Source organism: Synechococcus sp. R5-12, from assembly GCF_047502655.1.
Classification (GTDB): Bacteria; Cyanobacteriota; Cyanobacteriia; order Thermostichales; family Thermostichaceae; genus Thermostichus.
Genome location: NZ_JANSIM010000026.1, coordinates 1 through 10,114, shown reverse-complemented (window position 1 = coordinate 10,114; position 10,114 = coordinate 1). Strand labels below are relative to the sequence as shown.

The window sequence follows — 10,114 nt, the reverse complement described above, 5'->3', positions numbered from 1 at the left end:
TTTCAGTATAGTTGAGCTTATTATTGACTAGAGTCATGCTCTAGCGCTTAGGTCTCATGCTCAACTACCCGCCCAGCTATCCCGATCCCACTGTTGTGGACATCTACCACGGGCAGCCGGTGCCGGATCCCTACCGCTGGCTGGAGGATCTGGATTCGGAGCAGACGCGGGCCTGGATTGAGGCGCAAAACCACCTTACCTTTAACTACTTGCAGCAGATCCCAGCCCGGCAGCGGATCCGAGAACGCCTGACCCAGCTCTGGAACTATGAAAAATACAGCCAGCCCTTCAAAGAAGGGGGCCGCTACTTCTACTTCAAAAACGACGGCCTGCAAAACCAGAGCGTTCTCTACACCCAAGAAAGTCTAGAGGGCCAGGCGCGGGTTTTGCTGGATCCCAACACCTTCTCGGAAGACGGCACGGTGGCTCTAGCGGGCATTGCCATCAGCCGCGCTCGCGACAGCGGTGCGGAGCACGCTGGGCGGTATCTGGCCTATGGTCTCTCCCGCTCCGGCTCCGACTGGCAAGAATGGAAGGTGCGGGACATCGAAACCGGCGAGGATTTGCCGGATCACCTCCGCTGGGTCAAGTTTTCCGGGGCGAGCTGGACGCTGGATGGGCAAGGATTTTTCTACAGCCGCTACGACGAACCGGCCCCCGGCAGCGAATACGAAAGCGCCAACTACTTCCAGAAGCTCTACTACCACCGCCTGGGCACTCCCCAGTCGCAAGATACCTTGGTCTATCACCGCCCCGACCAAAAAGAGTGGGGCTTTGCCGGCGGGGTTACTGAAGATGGGAATTACCTCATCATCTCCGTCTGGCGGGGCACGGATCCCAAAAACCTCATCTTCTACAAAGACTTGCGGGATCCCCAGTCTCCTGTAGTAGAGCTCATCCGCGAGTTTGAGGCCGAATACAGCTTCGTGGGCAACGACGGATCCCGCTTTTGGCTGTTGACGGACTGCCAAGCTCCTCGGCGGCGACTGGTGGCGATTGACTTGGAGCAGCCCGACCAGGTGCAGGAGGTGATCCCCGAGGCGGAGGAGACCTTGCAGGGGGTTAGCTTGATCAACAATCAGTTTGTGGCCTTCTACCTCAAAGACGCCCACACCCAGATCAAGACCTTTGCTTTAGACGGCACCTACCTAGGAGAAATCCCGCTGCCCGGGCTGGGATCTGCCAGCGGCTTTGGCGGCAAGCGCTACGACACCGAGACCTTCTACACCTTCACCAGCTTCACCACCCCACCCACCATCTACCGCTACGATTTCACCAGCGGCACCAGCACCCTGTTCCGTCAGCCCCAGGTGGATTTCAATCCCCAGGCCTACGAGGTGCAGCAGGTGTTCTACACCAGCAAAGATGGCACCCGCATCCCCATGTTTCTTGTCCACCGCCGCGGCCTGGCTCGGACAGGGGATCACCCCACTCTGCTGTATGGCTACGGCGGCTTTGGCATCTCACTTACCCCCAGCTTTTCAGTGGGTCTGGTGGCCTGGCTGGAAATGGGCGGTGTCTATGCCCAGCCCAATTTGCGCGGCGGCGGCGAGTACGGAGAAGAGTGGCACCAGGCGGGCACCAAGCTCAACAAGCAAAAGGTGTTCGACGACTTTATTGCCGCTGCTGAGTGGCTGATAGCCCATGGCTACACCAACCCCGCCAAGTTGGCCATCTCCGGCGGCAGCAACGGCGGCCTGCTGGTGGGGGCCTGCCTGGTTCAGAGGCCGGAGCTGTTTGCAGCGGCCCTGCCGGCAGTGGGGGTGTTCGACATGCTGCGCTTTCATAAGTTCACCATCGGCTGGGCCTGGATCTCCGAGTACGGATCCCCGGAGAACCCGGAGGAATTCAAGGCCCTCTACGCCTATTCCCCTCTGCACAACCTCAAGCCCGGCACTGCCTATCCCGCCACCCTGATCACCACCGCAGATCACGACGACCGGGTGGTGCCCGCCCACAGCTTCAAGTTTGCCGCTGCCCTGCAGGCAGCCCAGGGGGGATCCCAGCCCATCCTCATCCGCATCGACACCAAGGCAGGGCACGGGGCCGGCAAGCCCACCAGCAAGCTGATTGAGGAAGCTGCCGACCGCTGGGCCTTTTTGGTGCAGGTGCTAGGGATCCCCTGGGACGGAACGGGAAGTTAGCGAGCTCTAGGACCCAGGCCCACCCGACCGGCATAAACTGCCGCTTCCCCCAGCTCGTCTTCGATGCGCAGCAGTTGGTTGTACTTGGCAATGCGCTCGCTGCGGCAGAGGGATCCGGTTTTGATCTGCCCGGCACGGGTGGCCACCGCCAAGTCGGCAATGGTGGTGTCTTCCGTCTCGCCAGAGCGGTGGCTGATGATGGTGCGAAAGCCGGCTTGAACTGCCAATTGGATGGCCGAGACGGTCTCCGTCAGGGTGCCGATTTGGTTGGGCTTGATCAAAATGGCGTTGGCGGCGGCGCTGTCGATACCCTTTTGCAGGCGGGTCAGGTTGGTTACAAACAGGTCATCTCCCACCAGCTGTACCCGGGATCCCAGTTGAGCGGTCATGGCTTGCCAACCGGCCCAGTCTTCTTCCGCTAGCCCATCTTCAATGGAAAGGATGGGATAGTTGGCCAGCAGTTGCTGGTAGTAAGCCACCATATCAGCCGCGCTGTGGGCTTTGCCCTCAAAGTGATATTGCCCATCCTGCAGCAGCTCGTTGGCGGCCACATCCAAGGCCAAGGCGATATCTGCTCCCGGTTTGTAGCCTGCCTGTTCAATAGCCGTCATCAGCAGATCCAAAGCCGCCGCATTGGAGTCGAGATCAGGAGCAAACCCCCCTTCATCCCCCACACCGGTGGACAGCCCCTTCTGCTGCAGCACTTGTTTTAGTACCGCAAACACCTCAGCCCCGTAGCGCAGCGCCTCGCGAAAGCTGGCCGCTCCAATGGGCACAAGCATAAATTCTTGAATATCGACGTTGTTGTCGGCGTGGGCGCCGCCGTTGAGCACGTTCATCAGCGGCACCGGCAGCAGGTTGGCAAAGGGCCCCCCCAGGTATTTGTAAAGAGGCAAGCCCACTGCTTCCGCAGCCGCTTTGGCTGTCGCCAGAGAAACTGCCAAAATAGCGTTGGCCCCCAGGCGGGACTTGTTGGGGGTGCCGTCCAGGTCGATCAGCAACTGGTCAATACGGGCTTGGTTGAGGGCATCTTTTCCCTGCAGCTCCGACTGGATGGGGCCAAGGATGTTTTCCACCGCCCTCAGCACGCCCTTACCGCCGTAGCGTTTGGGATCCCCGTCCCGCAGCTCATGGGCCTCAAAGGTACCGGTCGAAGCGCCGCTGGGAACCTGCGCCAAGCCCGTCGCCCCATTGGCTAAACCCACCAGGGCCTCTAAGGTGGGGCGTCCTCGCGAGTCGAGGATCTCATGGGCGGTAATCCACTCGATGGCCGTTTCCACAGTTACACCTCAGCAATTGGCTAGACAGCTCTGGCCAAAGCCAGATCCCCCCATAGACTAGTAGGTTTTTGCCCGCGATCCGGTCAGCTTCCAGAAAACTTTAAGTCTGTCCTTTAGGTATAGAGATTCTTCAAGGCTGCAGCAGTAGATTGAACATAGGCCGGCCAGAGCTTCAACCAGCCGTCGAGCGGGGTTTGCCTGGGCAAGGTGCTGCTCAGGAAGTGTTCTCCTCTTCCTTCTAGGCAAAGCGATGGCTCAGCCGCATCGGGTCGTGTACGGTGATCTTCTTCTTGTGAATGGAGATGTACTTCTTCTTGCGCAGCTCTCCCAACAGGCGGGTGATGGTGACGCGGGTTGAGCCAATGGCCTCGGCAATGGCCTGGTGAGACAGCTTGAGATCGATGGTGACCCCATCTGGGCCAGGCACCCCGAAATCGCGACAGAGAATCAACAAAAAGCTGACCAGACGGGATCCCATGTCGCGATGAGCCAGCGTCTCGATCATCATCTCCGTTTGCAAGATACGAGACGACAGGCTTTTAACCAGCAACATGGCCAGTTCGGCGTTCTCCTGTAGGGATTTCTCCACCTGCTCGATCGGTAGAGAGAGCAACTCGGTAGGTGTAAAAGCCACCGAGTGATAAAAGCGGTCGGAGCGCTGTCCCGTGATAAAGGAGAGCACGCCGAAGATGCTGTTTTCCCGCAGGAGGGCAACGGTGATTTCCTCTCCCATTTCGTAGACCCGCGAGAGCTTAACGGCTCCCTTCACCAAAAAGTAAACCCGCTCCGCCGGATCCCCTGGAAAAAAAATGGTCTTCCCGCGCTCAAACGTTTCGATAACCGGAGGATGGTGAGGGCCTCCCAATTGCTTGAAGGCTGTGATCAGAGATTTTTCCGCTACGGCCACCGCCATACTCATCAACCTTTTAAGGTCAGTTTATACCTAAGATCAACCTACTAAGATCAATCTAGAAGCATTAGGCTAGGTTGCAGCCCATTGACTTCAGAATCTACGAGGATACCAAGATTTACCCTAAAGTAGAAGGTTCTGCCCAGGCATCTTTGTAGCACGTGCTACATTTTTGAGTCTCGTTTTTGCCCCAGAAAGGGATCCCCAACCGAAAGCAGGGGTTAGGATAAGAGCCATTGTCGCTGGGGGTTGCGTCGGCCCTTGGCGGTAGAGAGTGGAGTGGGTTGGAACATTCTATCTATCTATCTATCTATGGGGATCCCAGAGGTTATCGTTGCTGCACCTTCTCAACTGAGCCGCCAGCATTTCACAGTGCGGATGCCGGATCCGGCCAATCACCTGCTGGAGGTGGAACTGCAGATCCAAGAGGTGGATCCAGAGGTGCCTTTGCGGCTGCGACTGCCGGTGTGGACGCCGGGATCCTACTTGGTGCGGGAGTATGCCCGTCATGTGCAGGAGTTTCAGGCGGCAACTGAGCAAGGGATCCCTTTGGCCTGGCGGAAGGTGGATAAGAATACCTGGCAGATCGATCCGCCGGGCTGTTCTGCCGTGAAGGTGTGCTACCGGGTCTATGCCTATGAGCTGACGGTGCGCACGAACCATCTGGATTTGACCCACGCCTATTTCAACGGGGCAGCGCTCTTCCTCTACGTGCCCGGTCGCGAGCGGGAACCCCACACTTTGACGGTGATCCCCCCCAAGCCGGATTGGCACATCGCCACCAGTTTGCGGCCCTTGACCTCTCCTTCTGAGGATCCCACTTCCGGCCAGTCTTTTGTGGCGGAAGACTACGACGAGCTGGTGGATAGCCCGGTGGAGGTGGGTCCACATCGAGTGCAATCGTTTGAGGTGGAAGGGATCCCCCATTACTTTGTGGTTTGGGGGTCGGGCACTCTGGATGTGGAGCGGGCTGTCGCTGATGCTAAGGCGATTGTCAAAACCACAGCCGCGTTTTTCGGTGGGCTACCCTACGACCGCTACTGGTTCATTGTGCATTTGTCGCCGGGAGGATTTGGTGGCCTTGAGCACAAGTACAGCACCACCCTTCTTTACTCTGGGCTAGAGCTGCATCAGCCGGAGTCCTATCGGCGCTTTTTGTCTTTGCTGGCCCACGAGTTGTTTCATGCCTGGAATGTCAAGCGTCTGCGTCCGCTGGCATTGGAAAAGATCGATTACAACCAGGAAAATTATCTGGAATGTCTGTGGTTTTGTGAGGGGGCGACCAGCTATTACGAAAACGTCATCTTATTGAGGGCAGGGATCCTCAGTGCCGGCGATTTCTTGAAGATTCTTTCCGAACAGATTGGTCGCTTACAGCGTACTCCGGGCCGGGCCGTGCAATCGCTGCGGGAGTCCAGCTTCGACACCTGGATCAAACTCTACCGCCCCCACGAAAACACCCTCAACAGCCAGGTTTCTTATTACTTAAAAGGGGCTTTGGTCTGTTGGCTGCTGGATCTGCACATTCGCCACCTTTCCGGCGGTCAGGGATCCCTGGATACAGCTTTGCAGGATCTGTGGCAGCGCTTTGGTCGGTCAGAGAAGGGCTACAGCGACCAAGACTTGCAGGAGGCGTTTGAGCGGGCAGCTGGTGCCGATCTTGGCCGGTTTTTCTCCGCCTATGTGGAAGGCACGGAAGAGCTAGACTACAACACTTACCTACGCCCCTTTGGCCTCACCCTTAAAGCCCACTTCAGCCGCCCCAACCCCATCCCATACCTGGGCCTTAATTTCAACGGCGAGGGCAATCGCATCAGCACAGTGGAGATGGGATCCCCGGCGCAAAAAGCGGGCATCTGGGCCGGCGATGAGCTGGTGGCCCTGGATGGGTTCAGGGTGAGCGCTGCCAACTTGGCGGAACGCTTGACGGCCTATCAGCCCCACCAGATCATTTGTTTGAGCGTTTTTCAAGCCGATCAGTTGAAACATTTCTGGATCCCGTTGGATCCCCCTCGGCCCGATGTCTACACGTTGGAGGTGTTGCCTGAACTGACTCCTGCTCAAGAAGCTCTTCAGCAAGGCTGGCTGGGATCCCTTGTCGGCGCCCAGCTTCGGTCAGAGGCAGGTCCCCATCTGCTTGAAAATTCACCTATCTCCTCCTAGCATGTTGAGGCAAGCAGGTAATCCAGTTAACTGGAAAGAAAAGTAACAGCAGCAGAGGACAGGAGTATCTGATGGACTTAGTTTTGGTTTTATTGATTGGGGCAGCTGTTGGTTTCTCGGTAGGCATTTACGTTGCTCGCCAGTATGGGGCCAGTCCTAAACTGGAAATCTGGAAACGAGAGATTATCAGAGATATATCTTCGCAGCTAAGCCAACGCAGCCAAGAACTCAACAACCCGGACAAAGCACTCATCAAGTTGAGCGAAGGATTGGTAGACAAGATTTCTCAAAAGTTACAGGAAAAGTTACAGGCCGTCCAAGCTACCCTTGAAGAGTTTAAATTTCGCCTTGCTGACAGCCAGCAAAGCTTGCTACAGGACTGGGGCAGAGACCTTCTACAAGCTATATCTGTAAAGTTGGCCGAACATGGCCAGCAACTGAACAATCAGCTAGCCATTCTGGAAAATCGAGCGACAAATCAAGCAGTAAGTTGGGACTCACAAGAAGTTGCTGTTGTCAAAGCGCTTGAGGAAAGTTTCCAGGAAGTCATTGATCATATCAGCCGTGATAAGTTGAGGTTAGCTTTATTTCTGTTTCTGTGGTCTAAAGGAATAAGAATTAAAAGCTTGGAAACCAAGGAAGCAAGTAGGGTTGGTAGCAAACTGAACAGCAAGCTAAATCAGATATCCAACTTTATGGGAGATAGATATTATTCAATTAGAAAACTCTACAAGTCGATAAAGTCAAACATGAACGAAGGAGAGGCTTTCTCCCTGATTCTGAAAGACGAGCCAAACCAGGTAGTATCAGATAGTTGCCAACTTGCGAATATGCTCTATAGTATCGCCTTCTTGGAGGAGTACCATTATTTGAAGTCTCCTAGATCTATAGAAGCAAAGCCGAGCAGAGACCCAAATGCATTGAACTTTCTATCAGGAGGATGGCTGGAGCGATATGTCAAAGAAAAGCTAGTAAAGATTGCCAGTCAGCAAGGCAAAAAGATCAGTTTTTCTTACATCATGAATACTCAAGTTACTTTGCCGGATGGAAATGATTTTGAAATAGATTTATTCTTTTATGTCAATGATAAGTTTTACTGGGTAGAATCCAAAACGGGTGATTATCATGAAAGTATAGACAAGTACTCTAGGTTGGCTTCCAGTCTTGGTCTTCAGCAGAATCAGGCTTTTGTAGTCTTGACTGATGTTGATCAGGATAAGAAAATTAGCCTGTCTTCCAGTTATAAGCTGTCAGTAATCGGCGTTGACGATGTTGAGCCGACCTTTATCAAAATTCTGAAAAGTCATGTCCGAAAGAGCACCTGACAAAAGCTAGCTAGGCCACAATCTTGACGGCTTGCTCCATACACCACCAGGGATCCTCCGCAAAAGCTGGCATGGGAGTGCTGCCTGCTTTGCCCAGAATGGCCAGCCGGACTTCCCGATCCAGGCGGGATCCGGCCCCGTAGGGATCTTCTGAGGGAGGTTCCAGCCGTTGCCCCAGAGGGGGCATCACCATAATGCCTGGCTGCATGCTGGTGCTGCTGACCCAGATTTTGAAGCGATCCACCGCTACGTCTGTTCCTTCTGGCAGCTGCATCTGCAGCAGGTAGCGGGGGCCAGAGCCAATCAGCAGGCTCTCGTTGGGGCGTAAACGGGCAGGCAGATCTGGTTGATAGGGGTAAACCAAATCCACGCTGTACCGCCGCTCGTCAAAGACGGTGACATAAACATGCACTGGAGTGGGGGCTCTGTTTCTCAAGGCAATGGCCAGGTTGCGGCCTGCTTGGATTTGCACTTTCCCTTGGGGATCCCGCGGCAGGGGGCTCACTTCGGCAGGGGCAGAGCTGCTGGCCGGGGTTTCCAGTTGGAGAAATTCCACTTCCAAGATGCTGCTCAGCGCATCGCTGGCAGGTTGCAGGTTCAAAAGATTACCAAAAGCAGCCACGTGCTCCAACAGCCGCACCAGCTTGCGAGGCAGGGCCAGTAGCTTCTTCACTGGGATCCGGAAGGCCGCCAGAGCCACCTCTTCCCCCCGCCGGTAAAAGTGATAAGTGGCATCGGGCAACAGCTCTACCCGCAAGTCCGCTGCTTCCGGGTCTGTGTAGGTCAGAAGCGGTGAGGCCGGCAAGGCCGCCAGCAAATCGGCAACGGGCATTTGCACTTGACTGGGATCCGCACAGGTGAAAGCCACCCGCAACGGCTGGAATCGGATAGAGGACATGGGGAAAACCTGGAACGGAGTCTGCCGTATTCTCCTGCTCTGAGGTTGCCAGGCAAGCAAGCCAAGCTCTATATTACCTGCTCATTACCTGCTCAGTTGTCTCGACTGGGCTGTGGCCAAGTCAGCTCTCGGCCAACAGACTCCCAACAGGCCATAGCTCCGTAATCAAACTTAACACCAAAGGCAAATGGAACCATTGGGAAACTATCCCGGATCCCATCTGCAAATGATCTCTTAATGGTCTATTCTTGATCCTGTTGTCGGGTTTGTGGCTGGAGTGGAGCCCACCTCTCCTCTTTCTAGGCTGATCTACGGAGAACCATGTTTAGCAAAGCTTTTTCTTTTCAGAAGGTGTTTGCGCCAGCGCGTCGTCGGTTGCTTGTCCTGCTGTTGGCTGCGTTGATGGCTGGGTTTGGCTGGGGTCTGGCTCCAGTGTTTGCAGCTAGGGATATTCCTGCAGTGGCTCTGTCGCCAACTGAGTCTATTACCTTTACCGAAGCCCAGTTGGCCAAAGGGAAGAAGCTATTCAACACCGCATGCGCCCAGTGCCATGTGGGCGGCCAGACCTATCCCAACCCGGATGTGAGCTTGAAGCTTTCGGATCTGGAGGGGGCAACTCCCCCACGGGATAATGTGCTGGCGATTGTGGATTACATCAAGAATCCAGTCACCTATGACGGGGTGGAGTCTCTGTTGGAGTATCACCCCAACACCCAGCTCACCAGTGAGTATCCACGTCTGCGCAACCTCACCGACGAGGATCTGAAGCTGATTGCGGGCTACATTCTGGTGCAGGCCAAGACCGTTCCCGGCTGGGGTGGTACCAAGAACGAAAGCCACAGCGACCTATCAGCCTATCTCTAATGCCGCATCTGGATCAGAAGTTGCCTATGAGATGGCGGATCCCGTCTCGCCTCTGGGCCTGGGTCGGGATCCTAGCTTTGTTGTGGCTGGGGCTGGCCAGTCCGGTGGCTGCCCGCATTGATCCTTACGTGAACCAGTATTTGCGGGTGAGTGGCCCTGTGGAATTGCCTCTAGATGCCGCAGGGCATACCCTCACCTTTACCCCAGAGCAGCTCACGGACGGCAAAAATCGTTTTCAGTCCGCCTGTTTGAATTGTCATGTGGGCGGTGCCACTTTGCCGGCTCCCAACATTTCCCTCTCTTTGAAGGACTTGCGCGGTGCCACTCCACCCCGAGATACCCTTCAAGCCTTGATGGAGTACCAGCGGGATCCCCGCAGCTACGATGGCTCGGATTCCAGCTATGGATGCCGACCTGTACCCCCTTCCTGGATGGACGACGAAGCCGTAAACTACCCGGCTCCGACCGCTAAGCGGTACGGAGCGAGCTTTCAGTAGCCCTGAGCCTGTTCTGCTCTACCAGAGAACAAA

8 protein-coding genes are annotated in these 10,114 nt (G+C 55.6%); 5 read left to right on the top strand and 3 right to left on the bottom strand.

The features are described 5' to 3' along the window. Window positions 1-56 precede the first annotated feature (56 nt). Window positions 57-2,144: a prolyl oligopeptidase family serine peptidase gene (locus NW843_RS02015; protein ID WP_414521965.1), complete on the top strand. Its 2,088-nt coding sequence runs from the start codon at window positions 57-59 to the stop codon at window positions 2,142-2,144. Here the strand turns inward: NW843_RS02015 and eno are convergent. Both eno and ntcA read right to left on the bottom strand, forming a co-directional pair. After that, complete coding sequence (gene eno, locus NW843_RS02010) at window positions 2,141-3,424, bottom strand: phosphopyruvate hydratase (protein ID WP_414521964.1); 1,284 nt, start codon at window positions 3,422-3,424, stop codon at window positions 2,141-2,143. The genes NW843_RS02015 and eno overlap by 4 nt on opposite strands. Window positions 3,425-3,662: 238 nt before the next feature. Beyond that, window positions 3,663-4,337 carry a global nitrogen regulator NtcA gene (ntcA, locus tag NW843_RS02005; RefSeq protein ID WP_011434093.1) on the bottom strand — a complete coding sequence of 225 codons (675 nt, stop codon included), beginning with the start codon at window positions 4,335-4,337 and terminating at the stop codon, window positions 3,663-3,665. Between the two features lie 258 nt (window positions 4,338-4,595). On the opposite strand from ntcA, the gene NW843_RS02000 reads away from it, so the two are divergent. Both NW843_RS02000 and NW843_RS01995 read left to right on the top strand, forming a co-directional pair. Further along, window positions 4,596-6,497: a M61 family metallopeptidase gene (locus tag NW843_RS02000; protein ID WP_414521963.1), complete on the top strand. Its 1,902-nt coding sequence runs from the start codon at window positions 4,596-4,598 to the stop codon at window positions 6,495-6,497. Between the two features lie 71 nt (window positions 6,498-6,568). After that, window positions 6,569-7,822, top strand: a complete 1,254-nt coding sequence (locus NW843_RS01995; RefSeq protein ID WP_414521962.1) for a hypothetical protein — start codon at window positions 6,569-6,571, stop codon at window positions 7,820-7,822. Between the two features lie 10 nt (window positions 7,823-7,832). On the opposite strand, the gene NW843_RS01990 is transcribed toward NW843_RS01995, so the two are convergent. Further along, window positions 7,833-8,720, bottom strand: coding sequence for a hypothetical protein (locus NW843_RS01990; RefSeq protein WP_414343577.1), 888 nt, complete (start codon window positions 8,718-8,720; stop codon window positions 7,833-7,835). Between the two features lie 321 nt (window positions 8,721-9,041). Between NW843_RS01990 and psbV the strand changes: the two genes are divergently transcribed. Then, window positions 9,042-9,584 (top strand): photosystem II cytochrome c-550, encoded by a 543-nt coding sequence (psbV, locus tag NW843_RS01985; protein ID WP_011434097.1) that lies wholly within the window; start codon window positions 9,042-9,044, stop codon window positions 9,582-9,584. Window positions 9,585-9,610: 26 nt separating this feature from the next. Beyond that, complete coding sequence (gene psbV2, locus NW843_RS01980; RefSeq protein ID WP_414521961.1) at window positions 9,611-10,081, top strand: photosystem II cytochrome PsbV2; 471 nt, start codon at window positions 9,611-9,613, stop codon at window positions 10,079-10,081. Window positions 10,082-10,114 lie beyond the last annotated feature (33 nt).